The organism is Acetobacterium bakii (assembly GCF_001263355.1).
Classification (GTDB): Bacteria; Bacillota; Clostridia; order Eubacteriales; family Eubacteriaceae; genus Acetobacterium; species Acetobacterium bakii.
Genome location: NZ_LGYO01000004.1, coordinates 12,006 through 35,592, shown reverse-complemented (window position 1 = coordinate 35,592; position 23,587 = coordinate 12,006). Strand labels below are relative to the sequence as shown.

24 protein-coding genes and 1 riboswitch are annotated in these 23,587 nt (G+C 40.0%); of the genes, 22 read left to right on the top strand and 2 right to left on the bottom strand.

Annotated features, from left to right (window positions below; genetic code table 11):
- Positions 1 to 4: 4 nt before the first annotated feature.
- Together AKG39_RS01235 and AKG39_RS01230 are read left to right on the top strand one after the other, a co-directional pair.
- Complete coding sequence (locus AKG39_RS01235; RefSeq protein WP_050738542.1) at positions 5 to 766, top strand: acyl-CoA dehydratase activase; 762 nt, start codon at positions 5 to 7, stop codon at positions 764 to 766.
- Positions 763 to 1,935, top strand: a complete 1,173-nt coding sequence (locus tag AKG39_RS01230; protein ID WP_050738541.1) for an aminotransferase class V-fold PLP-dependent enzyme — start codon at positions 763 to 765, stop codon at positions 1,933 to 1,935. The genes AKG39_RS01235 and AKG39_RS01230 overlap by 4 nt, the downstream gene beginning before the upstream one ends.
- Here AKG39_RS01230 and AKG39_RS01225 read toward each other — a convergent pair whose 3' ends face one another.
- A complete protein-coding gene (locus AKG39_RS01225) occupies positions 1,936 to 2,196 on the bottom strand; it encodes a putative Se/S carrier protein (RefSeq protein WP_050738540.1) in 261 nt (86 codons plus the stop codon). It abuts the gene before it with no gap.
- A complete protein-coding gene (gene yedF, locus AKG39_RS01220) occupies positions 2,193 to 2,804 on the bottom strand; it encodes a sulfurtransferase-like selenium metabolism protein YedF (protein ID WP_050738539.1) in 612 nt (203 codons plus the stop codon). The genes AKG39_RS01225 and yedF overlap by 4 nt, the downstream gene beginning before the upstream one ends.
- Before the next feature lie 394 nt (positions 2,805 to 3,198).
- On the opposite strand from yedF, the gene AKG39_RS01215 reads away from it, so the two are divergent.
- The 20 genes from AKG39_RS01215 (at position 3,199) to AKG39_RS01120 (ending at position 23,427) form a co-directional block, all read left to right on the top strand.
- Positions 3,199 to 4,230 (top strand): molybdopterin-binding protein, encoded by a 1,032-nt coding sequence (locus AKG39_RS01215; RefSeq protein WP_050738538.1) that lies wholly within the window; start codon positions 3,199 to 3,201, stop codon positions 4,228 to 4,230.
- A 369-nt stretch (positions 4,231 to 4,599) separates the two neighbouring features.
- Complete coding sequence (locus tag AKG39_RS01210; protein WP_050738537.1) at positions 4,600 to 6,516, top strand: sigma-54-dependent Fis family transcriptional regulator; 1,917 nt, start codon at positions 4,600 to 4,602, stop codon at positions 6,514 to 6,516.
- A 296-nt stretch (positions 6,517 to 6,812) separates the two neighbouring features.
- Positions 6,813 to 7,871 (top strand): 2,3-butanediol dehydrogenase, encoded by a 1,059-nt coding sequence (locus tag AKG39_RS01205; RefSeq protein WP_050738536.1) that lies wholly within the window; start codon positions 6,813 to 6,815, stop codon positions 7,869 to 7,871.
- 224 nt (positions 7,872 to 8,095) lie between these two features.
- On the top strand, positions 8,096 to 8,398 hold the full coding sequence (locus AKG39_RS01200) for a DUF6506 family protein (RefSeq protein WP_050738535.1): 303 nt from the start codon (positions 8,096 to 8,098) through the stop codon (positions 8,396 to 8,398).
- Between the two features lie 58 nt (positions 8,399 to 8,456).
- Positions 8,457 to 9,446: a thiamine pyrophosphate-dependent dehydrogenase E1 component subunit alpha gene (locus tag AKG39_RS01195; RefSeq protein WP_083439353.1), complete on the top strand. Its 990-nt coding sequence runs from the start codon at positions 8,457 to 8,459 to the stop codon at positions 9,444 to 9,446.
- Positions 9,443 to 10,414, top strand: coding sequence for an alpha-ketoacid dehydrogenase subunit beta (locus tag AKG39_RS01190; protein ID WP_050738534.1), 972 nt, complete (start codon positions 9,443 to 9,445; stop codon positions 10,412 to 10,414). The genes AKG39_RS01195 and AKG39_RS01190 overlap by 4 nt, the downstream gene beginning before the upstream one ends.
- Before the next feature lie 117 nt (positions 10,415 to 10,531).
- Positions 10,532 to 11,533, top strand: a complete 1,002-nt coding sequence (locus AKG39_RS01185; RefSeq protein ID WP_050738533.1) for an ATP-NAD kinase family protein — start codon at positions 10,532 to 10,534, stop codon at positions 11,531 to 11,533.
- A gap of 16 nt (positions 11,534 to 11,549) precedes the next feature.
- A complete protein-coding gene (locus AKG39_RS01180; protein WP_050738532.1) occupies positions 11,550 to 12,857 on the top strand; it encodes a dihydrolipoamide acetyltransferase family protein in 1,308 nt (435 codons plus the stop codon).
- Between the two features lie 10 nt (positions 12,858 to 12,867).
- Positions 12,868 to 14,274 (top strand): dihydrolipoyl dehydrogenase, encoded by a 1,407-nt coding sequence (lpdA, locus tag AKG39_RS01175; RefSeq protein ID WP_242852531.1) that lies wholly within the window; start codon positions 12,868 to 12,870, stop codon positions 14,272 to 14,274.
- A 42-nt stretch (positions 14,275 to 14,316) separates the two neighbouring features.
- Positions 14,317 to 14,679, top strand: a complete 363-nt coding sequence (locus AKG39_RS01170) for a Lin0512 family protein (RefSeq protein WP_050738530.1) — start codon at positions 14,317 to 14,319, stop codon at positions 14,677 to 14,679.
- Positions 14,680 to 14,942: 263 nt separating this feature from the next.
- Positions 14,943 to 15,050: riboswitch (TPP riboswitch) on the top strand.
- A 54-nt stretch (positions 15,051 to 15,104) separates the two neighbouring features.
- Complete coding sequence (locus tag AKG39_RS01165) at positions 15,105 to 15,392, top strand: thiamine-binding protein (RefSeq protein ID WP_050738529.1); 288 nt, start codon at positions 15,105 to 15,107, stop codon at positions 15,390 to 15,392.
- Between the two features lie 61 nt (positions 15,393 to 15,453).
- The gene (locus AKG39_RS01160) at positions 15,454 to 16,134 is read left to right on the top strand and encodes an ABC transporter permease (RefSeq protein ID WP_278277894.1); all 681 of its coding nucleotides are present in this window, start codon (positions 15,454 to 15,456) and stop codon (positions 16,132 to 16,134) included.
- Position 16,135: 1 nt separating this feature from the next.
- Complete coding sequence (locus tag AKG39_RS01155) at positions 16,136 to 17,113, top strand: ABC transporter substrate-binding protein (RefSeq protein WP_050738527.1); 978 nt, start codon at positions 16,136 to 16,138, stop codon at positions 17,111 to 17,113.
- The gene (locus AKG39_RS01150) at positions 17,091 to 17,843 is read left to right on the top strand and encodes an ABC transporter ATP-binding protein (RefSeq protein WP_050738526.1); all 753 of its coding nucleotides are present in this window, start codon (positions 17,091 to 17,093) and stop codon (positions 17,841 to 17,843) included. Before AKG39_RS01155 ends, AKG39_RS01150 begins: the two co-directional genes overlap by 23 nt.
- Positions 17,844 to 17,853: 10 nt before the next feature.
- Positions 17,854 to 18,528 (top strand): class I SAM-dependent methyltransferase, encoded by a 675-nt coding sequence (locus AKG39_RS01145; RefSeq protein WP_050738525.1) that lies wholly within the window; start codon positions 17,854 to 17,856, stop codon positions 18,526 to 18,528.
- Positions 18,507 to 18,776: a thiamine-binding protein gene (locus tag AKG39_RS01140; RefSeq protein WP_050738524.1), complete on the top strand. Its 270-nt coding sequence runs from the start codon at positions 18,507 to 18,509 to the stop codon at positions 18,774 to 18,776. Before AKG39_RS01145 ends, AKG39_RS01140 begins: the two co-directional genes overlap by 22 nt.
- A gap of 187 nt (positions 18,777 to 18,963) precedes the next feature.
- Complete coding sequence (locus AKG39_RS01135; protein ID WP_050738523.1) at positions 18,964 to 19,500, top strand: hypothetical protein; 537 nt, start codon at positions 18,964 to 18,966, stop codon at positions 19,498 to 19,500.
- A gap of 120 nt (positions 19,501 to 19,620) precedes the next feature.
- On the top strand, positions 19,621 to 21,546 hold the full coding sequence (locus AKG39_RS01130) for an FAD-dependent oxidoreductase (RefSeq protein ID WP_050738522.1): 1,926 nt from the start codon (positions 19,621 to 19,623) through the stop codon (positions 21,544 to 21,546).
- Entirely contained in the window at positions 21,539 to 22,513 is a 975-nt protein-coding gene (locus tag AKG39_RS01125; RefSeq protein WP_050738521.1) for a polyprenyl synthetase family protein, read from the top strand. Before AKG39_RS01130 ends, AKG39_RS01125 begins: the two co-directional genes overlap by 8 nt.
- A complete protein-coding gene (locus AKG39_RS01120; RefSeq protein WP_083439352.1) occupies positions 22,495 to 23,427 on the top strand; it encodes a 1,4-dihydroxy-2-naphthoate polyprenyltransferase in 933 nt (310 codons plus the stop codon). Before AKG39_RS01125 ends, AKG39_RS01120 begins: the two co-directional genes overlap by 19 nt.
- Positions 23,428 to 23,587 lie beyond the last annotated feature (160 nt).

Here is a 23,587-nt window from a genome sequence, read left to right as displayed (position 1 = left end):
AATAATGATTACATTGGGAATTGATTCCGGTTCAAAAACCACAAAGGCAGTTTTGTACAGTGGAAAAAACATCTTAAAAACCATGATTGTTCCAACTTCGGCCAACCCTAAAAAAAGCCTGTATGAGGTGTATAATAAACTGTATAGTCAAGAGGTGAATTACACAGTTGTTACCGGATATGGCCGTGAATTATTGAAGGAAGCGGATAAACAGGTAACAGAAATCACCTGTCACGCTAGAGGAAGCATTTTTCTGAATCAAGATATTCAAGGGGTTATTGATATTGGCGGTCAGGATAGCAAGGTGATTTTATTAAACAAAGAAGGCCGGGTAATTGATTTTCTGATGAATGATAAATGTGCTGCGGGAACCGGACGTTTTATTGAAAATATTATGCGGATTTTAGAAATAAAAATCGATATGCTGGATGATTTTGTTAAATCACATACACCGGTTAAAATTTCAAGCATGTGTACAGTGTTTGCGGAAAGCGAGGTCATCAGTTTACTGGCAAAAGATGTTCCCCCAGGCGATATTGCCTTGGGGGTTGTCCATTCAATTGCCCAACGAACCGCACATTTTGCACAACGGTTACCGCTGGGAGAAAAATTGTTTTTTAGTGGGGGATTGGCTAATTCGAAAGCCATAGGAAATATCTTAGAAAGCTACCTGGGGAAATCCATAATAACTGATCCATTGGGTCAATATGCGGGAGCAATTGGCGCATCTATTATTGGATGGGAGAAGCAGAGGGAGAAATCATGAAAAGAACAGAAAAGACCGTCTATTTTGATAATGCCAGTACAACTTTTCCAAAGGCTCCTGGAATTGGGTTGGCCATGGCTGATTATCTGGACAACAAAGGGTGTAATGTTGGTAGAGGAAACTATAAATGGGGATATGAGGTAGCAGAAGCGGTTTATAAAACCAGAAAGAAGCTGTGTGATCTTTTTCAATTTAAAGAAGGGTCAGATCCGTCAAAAAATGTTATTTTCACGGCTAGCGTAACCGAAGGTTTGAATTTGGTGATCAAAGGAATGCTTCAACCGGGAGATCACGTTTTGGTCAGCGGCATGGAGCATAACGCCGTGATGCGGCCGCTTATTTTTCTTGAGAGCCAGGGAATTTCATTTAGCGTCATGCCGTGTGATGAACTGGGAAACCTTGAATTGGAAAAAATTGAGCCCCTCATTCAAACAACAACAAAGGCCATTATTATGACGCATAGCTCCAATGTTTGCGGAACAGTATTACCAATTCATGAAGTTTCGGAGATCTGTAAAAAAAATCATCTGAATTTTGTTGTGGATGCCGCCCAGACAGCGGGTGCTTTTTCAATAAATATGTCACAAACAGCCATTGATGCCCTTTGTTTTACAGGGCATAAAGGTTTGCTTGGGCCACAGGGAATCGGTGGTGTCATAATAAAGGATGCATTGGCTGAAGAGATGACAGGTATTATTCAGGGGGGGACTGGAAGTCGGTCAGAAAGCTTTGAAATGCCGGATTTTTTACCCGATAAATTTGAATCCGGAACTTTGAATCTTCCGGGGATTTATGGGCTTTCAAAAGCTTTAGATTATCTAAAAGAAAAAGGACCGGAAAATATTTTGAAAAAAGAATTAGAGCTAACGCAACAAATAATATCAGGAGTCCAGGATATTAATAATATAAAACTAATTGGAATTCCTAACATTACCGGACGTAGTGCGGTCATATCTCTGATGAGTAGTGAGAAAGACAACGCTCAAGTGGCATTTGAGTTGGATAAAGATTATGGGATTATGACAAGAGTCGGTCTTCATTGTGCGCCCTTAGCTCACAAGACATTGGGAACCTATCCAAAGGGAACCATACGGCTGTCTTTGGGACACTTTAACACACCCGAAGAAGTTGAATATTGTTTACATGCATTAAAAAGTATTTTAAAATGATTATGACAGTGGTGTTGGTGAGATTTTCCCATCATCTTCAGATATTTTATAAAGCGTATACATTTTAGCATCCAATCCATGGGTATTTAAACCGGTCATAACATTATGGTATTCGTCAGGTAAAAAATGAATAGAAATGCCACATCCGGCAGAAATTTCCCGTAAAGTAGGCATGATGCAAATGTTGGCGTAGGTCTCTAAATGGGATTGGGTCATAATGGCTGAGTGGGTATTGGCGAAAGTAATAACATAATAAATCATAGCGTCACAAACTTTGAAGCCTTATTGATTTCTTCAGTAATGGCATACATGTTACTAATTGATCCCACTTGAAGTTGGTCGGTGAGTCCGTAAAAATCCAAACAGGCACCACAAACAAAAATTTCACAGCCTCTGTTGTTAAGGACTTTAAGGTGGTCAATAACCTGGATGTTTGAAGTGGGAAGTTTGACACCACCGTTCATAAATAGAATGGCCTTCGGGAGATCGTTTCCTTGAGAAAGAGTGTAAAAATACATTTTAATAAGGGAATCTCCTAAAATAGGATCGCCTTCGCCGAGAACATCTTTACCAATAAATAATACCCAGTCATTGAGTATAAGAGAAGTTTTTATGGTTGAGCCTGCTTGTGAATTATCAGGGTTATTTTCCGGGATGTTATTTTTATCGTTGATGAAATTCACAGAGTAATCGGATGCTGATCCGTTAAATTCAATTCTGTAACCCTTGTTTTTAGCCAGCTTTTTTAAATTTTCCACGGCAATGGCATTATCTACTAATACGGTAAATGATAAATTATTATTTTCAATTTCCTTATTTGCCATAATAACAGGAATCGGGCAGTTTTTGCCTCGGACATCAATGGTCATAATAAGCCTCCTAAGATATATTCTGTTGTATTTTATTATAACAAGAGTGTGAATTTAAATCAAGCGAGAAAAAATATAGACTTTTGAAGATGAAAAGTATATAATGAAATGGAAATGAAAGTATTGAATTTAATAAAAGTTTACTCTAAGTCTCTTTTCCTAAAGCAATTGTTATGGAACAAGTCAGATAGGGTGTTGATGAAAACGTTTGCGACTCCAAGCTGTGAAGGAGTTGATACACATTAAATCATGATAAGATACTTCTGGTTTTAATGATGCATTAATGAAGGCCGGTCGGTCTTCTTTTTGTTTGTCAAGAAATAAATTGTAAAATGAATGAGTTATAGACTTGTGAGAATAAGGATGTAAACATATTACTCGAGGAGAAATCGATATGAAACTTATACCTGTTGAAGAATCCAAAGGAATGCTTTTGGCCCATGATATGACAGAAATCATTCCGGGGAAATCAAAATGTGCGGCATTTAAAAAAGGTCATATTATAAAAGAAGAAGATATCGCAAGACTTTTAACCATGGGTAAAGAGCACATTGGCATTATTGAATATAAGGAAGGGGACATACATGAAAACGATGCGGCGATTCGAATGGCACAAGCGGTTGCTGGTCCTGGAATCAGCCTTTCTGAGCCAGCCGAGGGAAAGGTTAATCTGATTGCAGAACATGCGGGACTTTTAAAAGTGAATTATAAGGCTTTATTTGAAATTAATTGCATAAATGATCTGATGGTGGCAACCCTGCATACAGATCGACTGATTGATGGGGGTACCACCGTTGGCGGTACGCGGATTATACCTTTAATTACTGATAGTCAGAAAATTATTGAGATGGAACGCATTTGTCAAAATAATTATCCTATGGTTCAAATTCTCCCGCTAAGAAAATTGAAAGTTGGTATTGTGACCACTGGCAGCGAAGTTTACCATAAGAGAATTGAAGATAAGTTTGGCCCGGTTATTCGGGATAAGTTTGAAGAACTGGGGTGTGAGGTAATTGGCCAGTTATTTGCAACTGATGATGAAAATATGATCACCGCTGCGATTCATCAATTGATTGATGAAGGCGCCCAGATTATTACCTGTACCGGTGGTATGTCAGTGGATCCCGATGATGTAACACCTTTGGGAATTCGCAATACAGGCGCAACCGTTATAACATATGGTGCTCCAACGCTTCCCGGAGCCATGTTTATGCTTGCATATAAAAATGATATTCCAATTGTTGGATTACCAGGTTGCGTGATGTATGCCAAAAGAACGATTTTCGACTTGGTTGTTCCAAGAATAGTTGCTGGAGAGCGATTAAAAAAGGAAGACATCATCAGACTCGGGCACGGCGGTTTATGTATGGGGTGTGATCCCTGTACCTATCCAAATTGCGGGTTTGGAAAAGGTGGGCTATATTAAAATTAACACAGCAAAAAAATGATAGGTTTCCAAACAACTTTTGTCGTTAAGTTAATATGGATGATTTAAAAAGAATAGCATACGATTTTTAAATGTTCCTGATGGGTATCCATCAGGAACATTTTTATGAGCTGAATATTCCAATCAGTTATATAAAATAAAAATTAGTTGATGGTTAAGTGTCTATTGATGAAAATCGGGTATAATGTAAATATGAAAGAGATCGAAAATGAGCCTTGAATAATAAACGATGGAAAACTAATCCGCCAGTGATTAGTTTTTATTAAATGCCATTGATTATGAACTTTTTATTGCAAACGTTAACATATTTTTGCGGATGCTTTTGATTGTAAATTTGGAGGGGAAGAAATGATCGCAAATACACTTATGGAAAGATTTAAAAGCGGTGAGAATATTTCAACAGAGGTTCGAACTGAAATTGTTGATTCGTGGAACAGATGTGAAAAAATGAAGGTAGATATCGGAGCAGGCAGAGGTAGTGTCATTTCAGCGGATGACCTAAAAAAATGTCTTGAAGGAAAGAAAGAGCTTTTAAGCATTGCTCGTCCTGTGATGGAAGATATATTCGAGATCATTATGAAAACAAGCTATAGTGTTGTATTAACAGATGAAAACAGTGTTTTAATTGATATCATTATTAATAAAGACATCGAAGAGATTCATGAAAATTTAAATTTCATGAAAGGTACTTTGTGGGATGAAAAAAATGTGGGGACAAACGCAATCGGGACCTGTTTGGCGATGGACAAGCCGATTCAGATTATTGGGGAAGAACACTACTGCATAAGCCATCATCAGTGGACCTGTTCGGCAGCACCCATTCACGATACAAAAGGACGGATCATCGGCTGCCTTGATCTGTCAGGAAGAGCAGAAGATGTTCATACCCATACCTATGGCATCGTTGTTACTGCCGCAAAAAATATCGAAAAACAACTGGCAATTCTGGAATCATACCGTTTAATGGACGTCGCACTCGATTCAATTCTCAATGGTTTGATGATCATTGATACGGATCTTAAAATTCAAAGAATCAACAGTAAGATTTCAGAGTTGTTCCAAATGGATGAGAAGGATATTTTAGAATTGGATATGGATCAGGTTATGAAGGATGTTGATATTGTCAATAACATATTCATTAACAAACATAAATTCAGATTTACGGATATCACACTTGAGATTGGACATAAAAAGATTGAGTGCTTTTTGGACATTACACCGATTATTTTTAATGATAAGGTGATGGGGGCCGTTTTAGTCATAAGGGAAACTAAACAGGTAAGAAAAGAAATTAATAAAGTGGCTGGATTCAGAGCAAATTATACCTTTGACAAGATCATTACAAAAAACAGTAAAATGATAGAACTCATTAATACTGCAAAAAAAATATCGAAAACAAACTGTTCAGTGTTGATTGAAGGTGAAAGCGGAACCGGAAAGGAACTCTTTGCCCAGTCCATACACAACGAAAGCCACCGGAAAAATGGACCATTTATAGCTATTAATTGTGCTGCTATACCCAAAGAACTTGTTGAAAGCGAATTATTTGGCTATGAGAATGGATCATTTACAGGAGCGCTTAAAGGTGGTATGCCCGGAAAATTTGAATTAGCAAATGGCGGCACCTTATTTCTGGATGAAATAGGTGAGATACCCCTGGAATTTCAACCAAAACTGCTACGAGTTTTGGATGATAATAAAGTTTTGCGGATTGGCGGAAGTTATGAACGTGAATTGGATGTTAGAATTATTGCTGCCACAAATCGGAATCTTCTGGATGAAATGTCTAAAATAGCTTTTAGACAGGACCTGTATTTTAGACTGAATGTCATTAACTTGAGACTTCTGCCTTTGAAAAGAAGAAAAGAAGATATTATAGAGCTTGGAAGATATTTTCTAATGTTTCTTAATCAGGAAAATAGTGGCACAAATAAGGAATTCAGTCATTTATTTGAGGAAAAACTTCTGGATTATGATTGGAAAGGAAATGTGCGTGAACTTAAAAATATTGTTCAGAGAGCATATTATCTGTCTGTTGGAGTAATCATTGACAATATTGAATTACTGAGTAAAAATCACTACCAAACAGCATTAAATGAAGAAACTGAGGCTGAAAGTTTTAAAGAGATTGAAAAAAACAGTATTGAGCATGCACTTTTAGCAAACAAAGGAAATGCTGTTAAAGCAGCCGAAGATCTCAGCATCAGCAAAGCAACAATATATAGGAAAATAAAGGCATACGCCATAAATGTTCATGGAATATAAACAGCTAAAATTATGAAAAAATCTGCCCTAAGTAGGGCGGATTTTTTTATTGATTTTTCTCAATATAAGACTGCCATTCTCATTTTGAGAAAGAATAGTCAAGTTACAATGAGAATATAAAGCTTTAATGGTCTGAAAACATTCATACATAGTGTTTTTTAGATATATTTTATAAAAATAACAATAGGTATGAAATTTGCATTACTACAAATTTAAATAAATATAAGGAGGGATTTAAGAAAATACTGAAAATTGATATTGGAACTAGGGCGAAGTTAAATACAAGGAGAGAAATAATGAAAGCAGCAGTATGGTATGGAAAAAAAGATGTTAGAGTTATGGACGTTCCTGAGCCAAAGCTTCCAGGTGAAGATTTTGTAAAAATTAAAGTTGAATGGTGTGGGATTTGCGGTTCGGATTTGCATGAGTACCTGGCAGGGCCAATTTTTATACCCACAACAACACCTCATCCTTTAACAGGGGGGACGGCTCCGATTACCCTTGGACATGAGTTTGCCGGAACCATTGTTGAAGTAGGGTCTGAGGTTAAAGGGTTTAAGGTTGGTGATCGCGTTGCTCCGGATGCTTGTTGGGTATGTCATGAATGCAATCCCTGTAAATTGGGGATGTACAATGTTTGTGAAAAACTGGCATTTACAGGCCTAATGACCGATGGTGCTTTTGCAGAATACGTTGTTGTTCCAGACTATACCTTGTATAAAATGCCAGATGACATGTCCTTTGAAGCAGGCGCCTTAATCGAACCGCTTTCGGTAGGTATTCATGCGGTGCGCTCGGGACCCCTTATTGAGGGTGAAAGTGTCGTGATCTTTGGAGCGGGAACCATTGGACTGTGTACCCTTCTCGCAGCCAGAGCGGCAGGCGCCGGAAAAATCTATGTGGTGGAAGTGGCAAAAGCAAGAAAAGATTTTGCAGCTAAAATGGGAGCTCACGAAGTTTTAGATCCCAAGGAAATCGATGTTAAAGCACGGATTCTGGAGCTTACTGACGGCATCGGACCTGATGTGGTATTTGAATGTATCGGCAGTGACAAGGTAACGCCCATAGCAATTGAAGCTGCTAGAACAGGCGGTAAAATTATTCTCAGTGGAATTTACGAAAAAGAAACCAGCATTCAGATGAACACGGTAGTATTTACCGACAAAACCATTATTGGTTCATTAGCCTATGCAGGCGATTTTAAAACGGCCATTGATTTAGTGTCCGATGGACGTATTGATATTTCGCCGTTGGTTACTGGAAGAATCGGCATTGATGATATTATCGAAAAAGGTTTTGAGGAGCTGGTTAATCGAAAAGACGAGAACGTTAAAATCATTGTAAAACCATATTGATAACAAGGTGATAAAAAGAAGAAAGAATGTTGAGACTACTTTCTCATTTTGAGACTATTTTTCTCAATTCGAGAATGAGTTTTGAGACTAACGGTGTGTGTATGAGTAAACGCTGCAAAAGAGAGTAATAAAACCCTTGATTTAAAATATTTTTGACAATAACGATTTTTGGCATGAAATATGCATGTACAATACGCAACGAATAAAATAAAAGGAGGTTTATTGTGGCATTAAAAGCAGCGTTTATTTTTATTGCACCGAATGCAGATCCAGCCAAGCACAGGTCTGTTATTGAAACAGAACAGGTGACCCTGATAACCGTTGGGGTCCAGAACTATGATAGCGCCGTGAAAGAGGCGGTGAAACTTACAGCGGAGGGAGTTGTTGCCATTGAACTGTGCGGCGGATTTGGACACAGTGGCACAGCAATGATAAGCAATGCTGTAAAAGAAAAAGCAGTGGTGGGCGTTGTCAGGTTTGATCATCATCCGGGTCTGGATAACAAGAGCGGTGATGAGCTTTTTTGATACTGATGTAGGGAAATGATTGTAGGCATTACTGTGAACATATAAAAAAGGAGGAAATATTTTGAAACTATCAAACGAAAACATCATTGAGATGTATACCAAGATGATTCGGATTCGGAAGTTTGAAAACAGAGCCATGAATCTTTTTGCGGAAGGTCAGATCGGCGGATTCGTACACCTGTATATTGGGGAAGAAGCAGTGGCAACCGGCGTCTGCTCGAGCCTGCGGCCGGATGACTACATTACCAGCACCCATCGCGGCCACGGTCACATTATCGCCAAAGGCGGGGATCTGAAGTATATGATGGCAGAACTGTTCGGAAAAGAAACCGGCTATTGTAAGGGCAAAGGCGGGTCGATGCACATTGCCGATGCCACCAAAGGCATCCTCGGTGCCAACGGCATCGTCGGCGCCGGCCATAACATTGCCTGCGGTGCCGGATTGGCATTCCAGTACAAGGGAACAGACCAGGTCTGTGCCTGTTTCTTCGGCGACGCTTCCACCAACCAGAGTACCTTCCATGAAGGCCTGAATCTGGCCAGCACCTGGAAGCTGCCGGTAGTGTTTGTGTGCGAAAATAATGGCTACGGGATTTCCGTCAGCCAGGCACGCCATCAGAATATCACAGACATCTCCCAGCGGGCGGTAGCCTATAATATACCTGGGATCACCGTGGATGGCAATGACGTGTTTGCCGTATACGAAGCTGTGAATGAAGCGGTTGCCCGGGCCCGAAAAGGCCAGGGGCCAACTCTGATTGAGTGCAAAACCTACCGCTGGCGGGGTCACTTCGAAGGCGATCCCACAGTGTACCGACCCGTTGAAGAGTTGGAACAGTGGAAGAAAAAAGATCCTATTCCCAGAGTGGAAAAATACATCCTGGAAAACAACGTAATGACCCAGGCAGAACTGGATCAACTGAATACGGACATTGATGTACTGGTGGAAGAAGCCGTCGATTTTGCCCTTGACAGCAAAATGCCGGATGTGGCGTCCGCAGTGGAAGATGTCTACACCGATATCGTAGAGGAGGGACGAACAAGATGAGAGAACTTACTTATGGTCAGGGAATCAAAGAAGGTATGCGGATAAAAATGCTAGAGAATCCGGATGTCTGCATATTCGGAGAAGATGTTGGACTTTTTGGCGGATGCTTTGGCGTTACCGCAGGATTGTTTGAAGAATTTGGCGAAAAACGCGTACGTGACACGCCGATTTCAGAAGGTGCGATCATCGGTGCTGCCGTCGGCTCTGCTGCCGTGGGATTGCGGCCCATTCCGGAACTCATGTTTGTGGACTTTGCAACCGTTGGCATGGATCAACTGGTGAACCAGGCAGCTAAAATGCGGTACATGTTTGGCGGAAAACTTAACCTGCCAATGGTGGTGCGTCTGCCCTCAGGCGGCGGTGTTGCAGCGGCAGCCCAGCATTCCCAGTCCCTGGAAGCCTGGTTTACCCATGTACCGGGGCTGAAAGTGGTCTATCCGTCCAACGCCCAGGATGCCATTGGGCTGATGCTCACCGCCATTGATGATGATAACCCGGTGATCTATCTGGAAAACAAAACTCTGTACGCCATGCCTGGAGAAGTGGAAGATGAAGTTAAACCGATTCCTTTTGGAAAGGCGAATATTAAAAAAGAAGGCAGTGATGTAACTATCATCAGCTATGGCAAACAGGTGTACGATGCTCTCAAAGCCGCCGAACTGCTGGCAAAAGACGGCATCGATGCAGAAGTCATCGACTTGCGGTCTCTGTATCCTTTGGATAAAGAAGCCATTGTCGAATCCGTCAAGAAAACCCACAAGGTGGTACTCGTGTCGGAAGAAGCCAAACGCGGCGCCTATACCGGAGATGTGGCCGCCATGATTGCCGAAGAATGTTTTTATGAATGTGACGCTCCCATTAAACGGGTCGGCGCATTGAATTGTCCAATTCCGTTTTCCAGTGTCCTGGAAAGCTATGTGCTGCCCAGCGCAGAGGATGTTGTTCAGGCCGTTAAATCCCTTTTTTGACAGTAATGACTTGTTTTAACAAGTAAAATAGTCCCTTTGTAGTTTTGGAGATAATACAAAATCATATGATTGGCTATTATTTCCAAAACTTTTTTAAAGTGGAAAGGTGGTGGATTTATGAATTCAATCGGAATAATTGCCAATCCTGCTTCAGGAAAGGATATCAGAAGGCTGGTTTCCCATGCAACGGTCATCGACAATAATGAAAAAATCAACATTGTTGAAAGGGTTATTCTTGGAGCTCAGCAGAATGGCGTAAAAAAAGTATATATGATGCCGGACGCCTATAACATGGGCTACCGAGTCATGGATAAACTTCAGACATCAGGTGAACTCAGGTGCGATATTGAAGTCTTCGATTTTTATAAAGTTGATGGCGTCGAGGACACCTATAACGCTGTGCGCGGGATGAATGAAAAAAATGTTGGCTGTATCGTGACTCTGGGCGGGGATGGTACTAATCGCGCGGTGGCAAAAGACATCAATGAAATTCCTCTTATTGCCATATCCACGGGTACAAATAATGTATATCCCGACATGATTGAAGGAACACTAGCCGGAATTGCCGCTAGTGTGGTGGCTTCTGGGAAATTTGAAAAAGATCTATATGCTAAAAAAGATAAAATTATTGAGATATTTTATGAAAATGCATCCAAGGATATTGCACTTATTGATGCGGTGATTTCCAGAGACCTATTTCTCGGTTCCAGGGCTATTTGGCTGATTGAAAACATCGAAAAGATAATTGTTGCCCGAAGTCATCCGGCATCAATCGGTTTTTCGTCGGTTGTCGGCAGCAAGATCATCATAACCGAAGAAGATGATTTTGGTGCCTATGTGACTGTGGATAAAAACCAGCCCCGTGTACTGACAGCAATGGCGGCCGGAATTGTTTTACCAATTGGCACAGAAGAGCCGGTGATCCTGGGATTCAATGACGAATATCAGTTTACTGCTTTTGGCAGAGGTACCATTGCCCTTGATGGTGAGCGGGAAATAGAATTCCATAAGGATCAGACCTTTACTTTTAAAGTAAGCAGAAATGGTCCCATTCATGTTGACATTAAAAAGGCAATTGAAGTTGGACAAATGAATGGCTTTTTCAAGGTAAACAAATAAAGGAGGATTGAATTATATGGCAAAATTTATGGTAATGCCTAAACTCGGATTAACAATGACCGAGGGAAATATTTCCGATTGGCGTAAGTCCGAAGGCGACAGCATTTCTATGGGCGAAATCGTATTTGAGGTGGAAACCGATAAAATAACCAAGGAAGTTGAATCGACCGTGACCGGGGTACTGAGAAAGATATTAGTTACTGAAGGTACGGTTGGGGTTTTGGAACCCATAGCCATTGTAGGTACTGCGGATGAAGATATTTCTGCACTGTTGGCCAAGGCAGAAGAAGGGCCGGCAAAAGAAATTAAAGCCGAAGCAAAGGCTGAAGCCAAAGCCGAAGCTGCTCCCGTTACCAAAAGCGAAGGAGGAAGAGTTCGGGCTTCTGCCAGAGCAAAGAAAATTGCTATGGATATGAATCTTGACATATCAGAAATTCCGGGGACCGGGCCTCAAGGAGCGATCACAGAAAAAGATGTGACCGATTTCGGAGAAAAATCAAAGGCTGGTAAGCAAAAAATATCGCCGACAGCAGCTGTGGTGGCAGAAGGTCTGGGAGTCGATGCGGACAAAATTCATAAAGAAAGCCGTATCATGAAAGAGGATGTTTATAAATTTAAATTTAATGAAGATTTATTTAAATATGCAGATCCGCAAGACTATCGTAAACATATGAGTTTAATGAGACAGATCATTGCAAAACGCATGTCCGAAAGTCAGCACATAGCATCCACGGTAAACTACAATCAGAGGGTGGATACCACCGCCCTGAAACGCTTAAGAGAAGAATTGAAAGGTGCCGGAAAAATTTCCTATACCGATATTCTTGTTAAGATTTTATCAAAAGTCCTTTTGGAATTCCCGCTTCTAAACAGTTCTCTTGTTGAGGATGAAATAATCCTCAGAAATTATGTCAATATTGGAGTCGCAGTGGCACTTCCAGATGGTTTGATTGTACCGGTCGTTAAATACGCAAATGTAAAAAGTCTTGTAGATATTTCAAATGAGATAAAAGACCTGGCTACAAAAGCAAAAAACAATCAGCTTGATAGTGATGAAGTCACCGGCGGAACTTTCACAATAACCAATATTGGAATGTTAGGCATGGAGTCTTTCACACCCATAATTAATCAACCAGAAGTCGCGATTTTAGGAATAAATACGATTCAGGATACCCCAATGGTAGTAGATGGCCAGATAGTCATAAGACCTATGATGAATTTAAGCCTTACTGCTGATCACCGTGTTGTTGACGGGGCAGTTGCTGCTCAATTTGTGGCGAAGCTCAAGGAGTATATTGAAAAACCTGGATTGCTATTATTGTAATGGAGGTTGAATGATGAGAATAGTGATTATAGGGGGAGGACCCGGTGGATATGTGGCTGCAATCAGGGCTGCCCAGTTAGGTGCAGAGGTTACCTTGATTGAAGATAAATATTTAGGAGGAACTTGCCTGAATATTGGATGTATACCCACGAAAGTGCTTTTGTATACGACGGATCTTATTGACGTTCTGGAAAATGATGCAAAAGAGATGGGCATTATTGTATCAGGATACGAGGCAGACTGGAGCAAACTTCAGAAAAGAAAAAAGAAGATTGTGAAAAAGCTAGTTAGTGGAGTCAGTGGATTATTTGAAAATAATAATGTGACCACGGTCACGGGTAAGGGCTCCTTCTTAAATGACCATCAAATTTTGGTGAAAAGCAAAAATGGTGATGGGAGTCTTGCGAAAGAAAGCATTATTGACTTTGACTTTGCAATCATAGCAACAGGATCAAAGCCAATAATGATACCCATTCCAGGGATAGACCTTCCGGGAGTCATTACCAGTGAAGAAGCTCTGTCATTGGACAGTGTACCTGAAAGCTTATGCATTATTGGGGGAGGTGTCATAGGGTGTGAATTTGCAAGTGTATACCATGCCTTCGGATGCAAGGTAACAATCATCGAAATGTTACCGGATATTGTTGCGGTTATGGATCATGATATTGCAAAACCCCTTAAGGACAAGTTTGCAAAAGAAGGTATCGAAATTTTCACCAGCACCAAAGTAGGATCGATCCAAAAAACAAATGAAGGTCTTTCTGTAAAGACAAGCTCAACGGATGGGGAGAAATCTTTTCTGTCAGAGAAAGTGTTGGTTTCAGTAGGGAGAAAACCAGTTATTGATGCCCTCAGTTTAACTAAAGTCGCAATTGAAACAGAGGCAGGAGCAATAAAAGTTAATAAAAACATGAGAACAAATATTGAAAACATCTATGCAGTCGGAGATTGCAATGGTGGCGTCATGCTTGCTCATGTGGCATCATCGGAAGGCATTGTGGCAGCAGAGTCAATCATGGGAAAAAAATCAAACATTGATTTCAGAACCATTCCTTACTGTGTCTATACAAAACCTGAGATGGCAGGTGTGGGAATGACTGAAGCTCAGGCAAAAGCCAAAGGATATGACGTTAAAACTGTGATTACCCCAATGTACATCAATAGCAAAGCCATGATTATGGGAGAAACCACCGGTATAATCAAATACATTGCGGATGCAACCACAGGGGAAATTCTGGGCCTGCACATGGCAGGTCCCAGAGCCACGGACCTGATTGTAGAGGGAGCTCTGGCAATAAGACTTGAGGCTACTATTGATGAAATCATCTCAACCATCCATGCGCATCCAACGGTTGGCGAAGCACTCCTAGAGGCGGCACATGCAGTACACGGAGATGCAATACATTTAATGAAATGAACAAGTGTTTAACCGGAAGTAAAAAAATATGGAGGCTTTTACATGGCAAAAAGATTTGTGATTGAGTTCGGAATGGGTATGGATTTTCATGGTCAGGACGTAAATGTGGCTGCCGGCAGGGCGGTAAAAGATGCCATCACGCGAAGCTGTCTGATCGGATTAAATGAGATCTGCGGTTTTACCGAAGAAAATATCAACGAAAAAATGTTGGTTGAGGCGATTATCGGTGTTACCAGGCCGGAAGAATTAAACATCGCCGAAATAAAAAAAATGTTTCCGGTTGGTACGGTCACCGTGAAAGCTGTAAAAGGAGGATTAATGATACCCGGTCTTTATTTCCCGGGCTTTGGTGACAAAGACGATTCCATCGAAGCAGCGATTGCAAGCGTTACTGTGAGCATATAATAGGTAATTACGAATCTGTCGTGAGTTTTGCTGCCAGTTTACATGAAACAATTTTTATTCTACACCGTTAACTTATAAAGGCCTGAAAAGCCAGGGAGTAACCCTGATTACATTATGTTGTGTGCCTCTAAACAAACAGACCCAGATTGAATGCATTCGTTAGGCACACAACGATAACTAAATGTCCGAAAAAAGTTTTGCCGATACTCAGATCGGTATAAAATAACTCGATTTATTGACATTTAGGAAAGATTAGTATAGAATCTTTACTTAAGGGGAGTTAGTGTTAACTGGCTGAGAGGAAACTTGGATGTTTCGACCCAAAACCTGATTTGGATAATGCCAACGGAGGGAAATATAAAATAATCCGTCTTTATCCTTTTTGGGATAGAGATTTTTTTTGTAAAAAAATTGGAGGTGATTTAATGGCAAATGTTAATTTAAGTCTTCAGGTACTACCGGTTGTTCCGGATTGTGAGATCTATTATGTGGTTGATCAGGTAATTGAAATGATTAAAGCGACAGGGTTAAAATATGTTGTTGGTCCATTTGAAACATCCATCGAAGGTGAACTGGACGAACTGTTGGAGATTGTAAAAAAAGCTCAGACTATTTGTACAGAGCTTGGGGCTGAACGTGTTGTTTCTATTGTGAAAATTGATTATAAGGAAGAAGGCGTCACAATCGATGAGAAAGTTTCAAAATATAAGTGACCGACTCATTCCAATAATTTTCATGCTATTCATTCTCTTTGCATGGCAATTCGTTGTTTCAATGGGATGGGTAGAGCGGTTTATATTGCCCGCACCAACGGATATTGTGAATGCCCTTATCTTGAATTGGTCCGATATTTTGATGCACACCGGGGTAACATTTTTTGAAGGCATTACGGGTCTGCTTGTGGCGGTTGTTTTTTCATTTGCTATGGCGATTATTATGGATCAATTCGTACTTGTTAAAAAAGCCATTTATCCAAGTCTGGTGATTTCGCAAACCGTTCCCATTATCATTATTGCGCCCTTATTGGCGATGTGGTTTGGTTTTGGTATTGCACCAAAAATTTTTGTTGTGGTGTTGGTCTGCTTTTTTCCAATTACTATCAATCTGATCGAAGGCTTGCAAAGTGTTGACCAGGAACTCATTGATTTGGTGCGCTCAATGGGCGCACGAAAGATTCAGATTTTTTCAAAAATTAAATTTCCCTATGCATTGCCCTATTTTTTTTCAGGATTAAAAATTGCGGCGACCTATAGCATTATGGGTGCGGTTATTGGTGAATGGCTTGGTGGGAAAGCAGGTTTAGGTGTTTACATGCTTAGAGCAAGACATGCATTCGCCCTGGATCTGGTTTTTGCTTCAATCCTTGTCATTGTTATTTTATCCATAGGGGTCTTTTATGGGATTGCAATGATTCAAAAGGCCATCATGCCTTGGGAAAAATTAAAGGAGGAATAAAATGAAAAAACGATGGATAGTCATACTCACAGGAATATTAATCATTGGATTAACAGGCTGTGCACAAAAGGAAAATGAAGATATTACAGTGGTTCTGGACTGGGTGCCAAATACCAATCACACAGGTCTGTATGTGGCTCAGCAAATGGGCTATTTTGAAGAAGAAGGCCTAAATGTTGAGATTATTCAGCCCTCGGAAGGCGGGAGTGCGGATTTGATCGCGGCAGGTCAGGGAGAATTCGGCATCAGTTATCAGGAACAGGTGACGTATGCAAGAACTGCAGCGAATCCCTTGCCAATAAAGGCAATAGCCGCTATTATCCAGCACAATACCTCGGGGTTTGCATCACCGGTTGATCGTAATATCACCACTCCGAAAAATTTCGAAGGAAAAAAATACGGAGGCTGGGGTTCGCCCATGGAAGTGGCCACATTAAAGGGACTTATGGCCATTGACAATGCCGATTTCAGTCAAGTTGAAATCGTTGATGTTGGTGCTCTGGATTTTTTTACCGCAGTAAATGGTTACGTTGATTTCACCTGGATATATTATGGTTGGGACGGGATTTCAGCTGAACTGAAGGATTATCCGATTAATTTCATCCGATTGCAGGATGTTGATCCTAACCTGGATTTTTACACACCGGTTATTATTGCCAGTGAAGACTACCTGGAAAAAAATCCTGAAACCGCCAGAAGATTTTTAAGGGCAGTGGCCAAAGGCTATGAATATGCTATTGCAAATCCTGAAGAAGCCGCCGATATGCTGCTGGCTGACAACCCGGAAATTGATCGAGACTTGGCAGTGGCTTCCCAGGAATACCTGGCCGGAGAATACCAGGGCGATGCCAGTCAATGGGGCGTTATGAATCAAACCATTTGGACAAATTACAGCAAATGGATGTATGATCAGGGTTTGCTGGAAAAAGAATTGAGTGTGGATGAGGCATTTACGAATGAATTTTTACCAGAACAATAGTGTGCTCAAAGTCGAACAGGTAACCAAAGAATATAATCATAAAAACATTATCGAAGGAATTGATATCCATCTCAATCAGGGAGAATTCGTCTCGATCTTAGGGCCTAGTGGTTGTGGGAAAAGCACGCTTTTTAACGTCATCGCCGGTCTTTTATTGCCGGAACAGGGAAAAGTCTTTGTGAATGATGTCGACGTCACCGGAAAGACAGGGATTGTGAGCTATATGTACCAGAAAGATCTGTTGCTACCCTGGCGAAATGTCGTTGACAATGGTATTCTGCCACTTGAGATTCGTGGTATGAAGAAAGATGAAGCCCGAGAAAAGGTGATTGAAATGCTTCCGGTTTTTGGACTTCAAGACCATATGGAGAAGTATCCAAATCAGCTTTCAGGAGGGATGAAGCAGCGGGTTTCTCTTATGAGAACTTATATGTTTTCAAAAGAGATCATGCTTCTGGATGAACCCTTTGGCGGACTCGATGCAATTACCAGGTTGAAAATGCAAAAATATTTGCTGGAAATTTTAAAAAAAATTCATGGTTCGGTGTTATTTATTACCCATGATATCGATGAAGCGATATTTTTATCCGATCGAATTTATATTATTAAAGGTTTTCCAGCACATATTGTGGAAGAGATCAAGGTACCAGCCAAAGGCTCAGATACACAAGAAGCAATGAATACAAATGAATTCAGGGACCTGAGAGCGAAGGTATTAAAATTATTGTAAGGAGTAAATGATGGCTGTTTTTGATTCTTTTGCAAAAGGATATGATGAGTGGTACTTGACACCATTGGGTAAACATGTCGATGAAGTTGAAGCCCAATGTTCGCTCAATTTGTTTGATGTGTCTAAAGGTTTAAAAGTGTTAGATGTTGGGTGCGGATCAGGAATATATTCAATGCGCCTTGCTGAATTGGGCTATGAAGTTGTGGGCATCGACATTTCACAAGAGATGTTAAAAAAAGCAGAGATCAATGCAAAAAAAAGAGGCTTGAGAATCACTTTTTTAATGATGGATGTCTTCAAACTGAATTTTGAAAAAGATACCTTTGATGGTATTTTTTCGATGGCTGCTTTTGAATTCATTCAAGATGAAAAAAAAGCCATGGCTGAAATGTTTCGAGTGTTGAAAAAAGGCGGTCAAATAGTGATTGGTACAATCAATGCTAACAGTGAATGGGGAGATCTCTATACAAGCCAGGAATCTAAAAAAAATAGCGTTTTTAAATATGCAAATTTAAAGACGTTGGATGAAATGAAATCCCTTGATCCGGATCATTTAGTGGATTATAACCACTGTCTTTTTATTTCACCTAAAGTTGAGGAAACTCAGATATCAATGGCAAGTGAAAACAAATTAAAAGATAAGGGCAGTGAAGGAGGATTTATATGTCTCAAATGGATCAAATAATGAGTTGCCAAATTAGTTTTATACCCCTTAAAAACAGCAATGTGAATGCATCTGTGGATCAAATAATTGAGCTGATAAAAAAATCAAATCTCGATTATAGGATTGGAATGATGTCTACTGAGTTAAGAGGAAACCGTGAGCTGATTTTGGAATTGATTAACACTTTGCTCGATTATGCAACAGAAAATACACAGTTTATTCTTGATGTTCGTTTTTCCAACCAATGTGGATTGGCGAAAAATGTTTAGTGACCACAGAAAATTTGAATGAACAAAAAAACATTTTGATGTTGTTCATTGGCGGGAATAAGAAGAATCTTTGATAAAAAGAGGACGCTTTGATTAATTTTGTATTGAAATGTTTATCGGTTTCTAAAAGGGTATATATTCAACATGCTGGATATAGCAAATATTTTAAAAATGAAGGAGACTGTTTATGAAAACTAAAGCAATTCTGGTATCGATTATTGTGCTTACTACATTATTGGTGGGTTGTACACAAGCACCTACAACCGACACAACCGATTCGTCGGATACATCCACAGATGTGGTTACCACAGCCTCAATCGTTGATACCGCAGCGGCATTTGAAAATGCGATCAGTGCTGAAGGCACATGGATTATTGCAACAACAAAGGATATAACAATTGACACGCCACTTACACTGAATGGGACATTTGTAACTGACGACAATGAAGTTAAGAGAAAAATTGGACTTTATACCCAGGATGAAGATCGTAATGTAACGGCAAGATTTGTTCTGACTGCGCCATCTTTAACCATTAACAGTCCAAACGCAAGTATTGAACATGGAACGTTTGTCGGTGATGTTTATGTTTCAGCAGATAACTTTCAGTTGAAAGATGCAACTATTAAAGGAAACCTATACTTTACTACGCCAACAGCACAATCCACATTCTTAATGGATGGAACAAGTTCAGTTACCGGAGTCCAGGAATTAGTACAGCAATAAAATAGTTTAAAAATTTCGCAACCAAATTCTCGAAAACCTCTAAATTGAAGTTTTAAACTACATCAATTTAGAGGTTTTGTTTATAAAAGTAAAAAAACAGTCGAACACCGGAGGTTTAATATGGAAAAGAACATTGTTGTTTTAGGTGCCGGATATTCTGGGATTTTAATTGCAAAGAAATTAGCAAAACGCTTAAAAAAACAGGTGGATGTTAAAATAACCTTGATCGATAAAAAAAGTTATCACACCATGCTTACCGAATTACATGAGGTTGCAGGAAATCGTGTGGAAGAGGATAGTATCAGAATTAGTTTAAAGCGTATTTTTGAAGGCCGAAAAGTTGATCTGAAAATTGATACAATTACAGAAATAGATTATGACAAAAAAACATTAACCGGAAAATGCGCCAGCTATACATACGATTATCTTGTCATGGCTTCGGGATCGCAGCCGACCTTTTTTGGCATTCCCGGTGCCAAGGAGTATTCCTATACGCTATGGTCCTATGAAGATGCGGTAAAGATCAGAGAGCATGTCTTTGAAATGTTCACCAAAGCAATACAGGAAACGGACCCCAAAGAAAAACAGAAACTGCTTAGTTTTTATGTCCTGGGCGCTGGATTTACCGGGGTTGAAATGGTCGGGGAATTGGCTGAATGGATTCCAACGCTTTGCGAGCAGTACGAAATTGATCCAGATATGGTTAAAATAGCCATTGTTGATATGATGGATAGAGTGGTGCCCTCGTTATCTGAAAAGCTTTCTGAAAAAGCTAAGCGACGTTTGGAAAAAATGGGCGTTACCGTTATGTTAAAAACTGGATTTGAGGCAATTGGCGAGGGATCCATTAGTCTAAAACAAGGCGAACAGATTTTTGAGGATCAGACAAAAACAGTCATATGGGCGGCAGGTATCGAAAGTTCGGAAATTGCCAAGAAATCAGGTGAGCTTAATCAGGTTGGACGAGCCCGGATTAAGACTGATGAATTCTTGCGCGCTGAAGGGCGAGACGACGTTTATATTGCCGGGGATAACATGTATTATATTCCTGAAGGTCAGACCCTTCCTGTGCCGCAAATGGTTGAAAACTGCGAACAGTCTTCAGCCATCGTCGCTCATAATCTGACCAGCGCCGTTAGTGGTACCGGAGAAATGAAAAAATATGAGCCGGCCTTCCATGGGGTTATGGTCAGTATAGGGGGACGTTACGGTATTTCTTATGTTGGGACCCAGAACAAAAAATTTGCATTGCCCTCATTTCTCTCGCAATTTGTAAAACATTTTATAAATATTATCTATTTTATCCAGATTCTTGGATGGAATAAGGTTTTCAGCTACGTTCGTCATGAGTTTTTTACAATCAGGCATTGCCGGAGCTTTGTGGGTGGGCATTTTTCAAATCGAACCCCAAGCTTTTTACTGGTGCCGCTGCGAGTGTTTTTAGGTGCTTTCTGGATATATGAGGGCGTAAAAAAAGTCAATGATGGCTGGCTTCAAGAACCAAATCTGACAAATTTTTTCCAGGGCGCAAACGATTTGTTCTACCAAATTGTAAACGCCGGTCCTGGCGGGGATGCCGTAACAAGTGCCACTGCAGCAGCCGGCACGCCGGTAATTACCGGTAATTTACTGTTGAATTGGAATATATTAGGGCTCTTTAAAGTATTTCTTATCGAAACCACGGATATTGCAATTAAATTCCAGGTGGGGATTATGGATTGGTTTAGTAATACGGTTATTTTAAGTAGTAACAGCTCCGAAGTATTTTTTCAATCAGTGATCGTCTATTCTGAAATAATTATTGGAATACTATTGGTTTTAGGGCTTTTTACGACAATATCGTCCCTGTATTCACTGTTGCTCCAAGTCATGTTTGTCACAACAACCGGACTGTATTTGAGTACATGGTGGATGGTTTTTGCGGCAATAGCTGTTATCATCGGTGGAGGGAGAGTATTCGGACTTGATTATTATGTGATGCCTTGGTTAAAAAATCATTACAAAAATATAAAAATTGTTCGGAAACTATACATATACAATGATTAATAATGACATATCCGAAAAAATGGAATATGCGGTTTCGCTTGAAGCCGTAAAAAGTTTAATGAATCAGACCTTACTGCGGACTGACGAAATGCTTTCAGATATGATGGAGCATTTAACTCTGGGAAGCGGTAAGAACTTACGCGCCATGCTTTTACTTGTGGCATCAATCGATTCAGACGGCTTAGTTTCTACCGATGCCGTGGTGGCAGCAGCATCGGTGGAAATACTCCATCTTGCCACACTCGTTCATGATGATATCATTGATGATGCTAAAACAAGACGGGGTCAACACAGTATCCAAAGCAGATTTGGAAAAAAGGAGGCAGTCATATGCGGCGATTACCTTTTTTGCATAGCGTTGTCAATGATCGCCGAAATTTCAGCCCAATACCCTGAAAAATTAAAAGAATTCACAAAAGCAATGACAAAAATCTGCCTGGGTGAGTTACGTCAGTTCAAGCACAACGCAGATGTTGACCTCAGTATTCACAATTATCTTAAAATTATAGCCGGAAAAACATCGGCACTCTTTTCACTGGCCATGTATTCCGGTGCGATCATAAATGGCGGCAGTGATAAGGACGCCCGTTTTATGGGACGAATAGGATTTAACATGGGTATGGCCTTTCAGATTTTGGATGATTGCGCAGATTATCAATCAGATATGGAAGTCACCCAAAAATGTGTAAAACATGACCTGGCTGATGAGGTTATCACACTGCCCCTTATTCTTGTCTTACTGAAAAAACCGGAACTTAAAGACCGGATGCGGGAGCAGAAATTATCAGCGGAGGAGATTAATGATATAATAACGGAGGTTATAAAAATTGGCGGTGTGACCATGGCCGTTGATGTAGCCAAAAGATATTATCTAAAAGCGAAGAAGATGATCGATACCATTCCCGATCAAAACAAGCAGTTTTTAATCACGGAGATCCTTGAAAAAATATGGAAAGGTGCACATTAAAGGTGATGGTTATTAATCGTTTTTTTAAATACGTGGAAATCCGAACAAAGATTGCAAGTCTGTTACCCTTCTTACTTGGCCTGGCTTACATTTTTTATGTTTATGAACAGATTAATCTTAGAAATACCTTGCTTTTCTTTGTCTCAATGCTGTGCTTTGATATGGCAACCACAGCCCTTAATAATTATATAGATATTAAAACAAACGGAAAACAGTTGGAGTTTTCAAAAAAAACAGCGAAGCTTATCTTTTTCTTATTGTTAATACTGGCAACCCTAATGGGTTTAATCCTTGTATTTTATACCGGACTTATTGTTTTGTTTTGCGGAGGACTGTGTTTTGCTGTTGGGATATTCTACACCTTTGGTCCTGCGCCCATTTCACGAATGCCCCTGGGTGAAATCTTCTCAGGATTGTTTATGGGTTTTTTTATTCCCTTTCTGGTTGTTTTCATTAATGCGCCGGCAGACAGCCTCGTATATTTCGCCATTGATAATTGGGTATTGCAGCTTTCTTTCAATATTCTCGGATTATTTAAACTTGCTGTTGTTACAGTACCCGCAATCTGTGGCATTGCCAACATAATGCTTGCCAATAATATCTGCGATGTGGAGGATGACATTAAAGTAAATCGTTTCACCTTGCCCTATTATATCGGTAAAGAAAATGCCCTAAATCTGTTTGCCGGCCTCTATTATCTGTCATTTGTAGCAATCATAGGAATCGCTATACTGGGAATTCTTCCGGTTTATGTGCTTTTGGCATTGGTTCCCATAATAGTCGTGCAAAAAAATATTTTAGCTTTCAGAAAGCTTCAGTTAAAAGAAAAGACTTTTCCACTCAGTGTGCAGAATCTAATAATTATATTAATGCCACTCATAATCGTCATGATTATTGGAGCACTATTGAATTAATATGAAATTTCAAGCAAATCAACCATTATTTACAGTATGGATCTGTTGTCGGAAATAGTGACACAGCGCCATACTATTTTTATACGAAATTATTTGTTTTAGAAAAAATATTTAAATTTATGAATGTAAGATTTGCTAAGGAAAACTTTACATTAAAGCA

Excerpts from the sequence above, each read along its gene's own strand:
- AKG39_RS01170 (WP_050738530.1), top strand. The coding sequence starts at position 14,317 with ATGGCAAAAAGATTTGTGATTGAGTTCGGAATGGGTATGGATTTTCAT.
- AKG39_RS01235 (WP_050738542.1), top strand. The coding sequence starts at position 5 with ATGATTACATTGGGAATTGATTCCGGTTCAAAAACCACAAAGGCAGTT.
- AKG39_RS01130 (WP_050738522.1), top strand. The coding sequence starts at position 19,621 with ATGGAAAAGAACATTGTTGTTTTAGGTGCCGGATATTCTGGGATTTTA.
- AKG39_RS01165 (WP_050738529.1), top strand. The coding sequence starts at position 15,105 with ATGGCAAATGTTAATTTAAGTCTTCAGGTACTACCGGTTGTTCCGGAT.
- AKG39_RS01205 (WP_050738536.1), top strand. The coding sequence starts at position 6,813 with ATGAAAGCAGCAGTATGGTATGGAAAAAAAGATGTTAGAGTTATGGAC.
- AKG39_RS01140 (WP_050738524.1), top strand. The coding sequence starts at position 18,507 with ATGTCTCAAATGGATCAAATAATGAGTTGCCAAATTAGTTTTATACCC.
- AKG39_RS01155 (WP_050738527.1), top strand. The coding sequence starts at position 16,136 with ATGAAAAAACGATGGATAGTCATACTCACAGGAATATTAATCATTGGA.
- AKG39_RS01150 (WP_050738526.1), top strand. The coding sequence starts at position 17,091 with ATGAATTTTTACCAGAACAATAGTGTGCTCAAAGTCGAACAGGTAACC.
- AKG39_RS01190 (WP_050738534.1), top strand. The coding sequence starts at position 9,443 with ATGAGAGAACTTACTTATGGTCAGGGAATCAAAGAAGGTATGCGGATA.
- yedF (WP_050738539.1), bottom strand. The coding sequence starts at position 2,804 with ATGACCATTGATGTCCGAGGCAAAAACTGCCCGATTCCTGTTATTATG.
- AKG39_RS01230 (WP_050738541.1), top strand. The coding sequence starts at position 763 with ATGAAAAGAACAGAAAAGACCGTCTATTTTGATAATGCCAGTACAACT.
- AKG39_RS01210 (WP_050738537.1), top strand. The coding sequence starts at position 4,600 with ATGATCGCAAATACACTTATGGAAAGATTTAAAAGCGGTGAGAATATT.
- AKG39_RS01185 (WP_050738533.1), top strand. The coding sequence starts at position 10,532 with ATGAATTCAATCGGAATAATTGCCAATCCTGCTTCAGGAAAGGATATC.
- AKG39_RS01120 (WP_083439352.1), top strand. The coding sequence starts at position 22,495 with ATGGAAAGGTGCACATTAAAGGTGATGGTTATTAATCGTTTTTTTAAA.
- AKG39_RS01180 (WP_050738532.1), top strand. The coding sequence starts at position 11,550 with ATGGCAAAATTTATGGTAATGCCTAAACTCGGATTAACAATGACCGAG.
- AKG39_RS01135 (WP_050738523.1), top strand. The coding sequence starts at position 18,964 with ATGAAAACTAAAGCAATTCTGGTATCGATTATTGTGCTTACTACATTA.
- AKG39_RS01125 (WP_050738521.1), top strand. The coding sequence starts at position 21,539 with ATGATTAATAATGACATATCCGAAAAAATGGAATATGCGGTTTCGCTT.
- AKG39_RS01225 (WP_050738540.1), bottom strand. The coding sequence starts at position 2,196 with ATGATTTATTATGTTATTACTTTCGCCAATACCCACTCAGCCATTATG.
- AKG39_RS01215 (WP_050738538.1), top strand. The coding sequence starts at position 3,199 with ATGAAACTTATACCTGTTGAAGAATCCAAAGGAATGCTTTTGGCCCAT.
- AKG39_RS01145 (WP_050738525.1), top strand. The coding sequence starts at position 17,854 with ATGGCTGTTTTTGATTCTTTTGCAAAAGGATATGATGAGTGGTACTTG.
- AKG39_RS01160 (WP_278277894.1), top strand. The coding sequence starts at position 15,454 with ATGGGATGGGTAGAGCGGTTTATATTGCCCGCACCAACGGATATTGTG.
- lpdA (WP_242852531.1), top strand. The coding sequence starts at position 12,868 with ATGATGAGAATAGTGATTATAGGGGGAGGACCCGGTGGATATGTGGCT.